The sequence below is a fragment of the Helicobacter didelphidarum genome (assembly GCF_003364195.1).
GTDB lineage: Bacteria > Campylobacterota > Campylobacteria > Campylobacterales > Helicobacteraceae > Helicobacter_A > Helicobacter_A didelphidarum.
Map to the genome: position 1 here is coordinate 1 of NZ_NXLQ01000184.1, position 624 is coordinate 624.

General features: G+C 31.6%; 1 pseudogene. It reads right to left on the reverse strand.

The features are described from left to right. A pseudogene (locus CQA53_RS12935) lies at positions 1 to 624 on the reverse strand (hypothetical protein); the annotation flags it as partial.

Genomic DNA, 624 nt, shown 5'->3' on the forward strand with positions numbered 1-624 from the left:
AATTCTCTGCTTAGACTATTGGTATAGGATTTTATTGCATCATAGCTTCCGTTTTTTAGGGCTAAATCAAACCAATATTCTGGTGTTTTGATGATGGCTATATCATCAAACATAAAATTAAAATATTCATCTTCTTTCTTTTTTATATAATGATAATAATACATACCATAATACGCATCAGGGAGATTGTATTTTTCTATTAATTCTAGCAATATATCAATAGCTTTTTTTGAATGTTCTTTTATGATAGGTTTAGCTATTGGTCCCCATTCTTTAAAATCATCTTTACCAATATTTTGTATAATAGCAGATTGGTAATTATAAGTCGTATCTTCACCTATATATATTTCAGCTAATTTTATCCCAGCCTTGTAATCACCTCCTTGCTTATAGGCAAATTCTAAACTTTTAATAGCTTTATTGTATAGGGCTAAACCTTGTGCATATTTTTGTGCTAATGTTTCGCCTTCTCTAACCCTGCTAGCCATTATGCGACTTGCCTTGTTAGAATCTTCTACACCTGCTTCATACGCCTCTATATATACTTTTTCTTTTGGTCTCTCATATTCACGCATAGCATTTGGTGGTAAGGTGATTATAGCACTTCTTATCCCACTTCTTGTA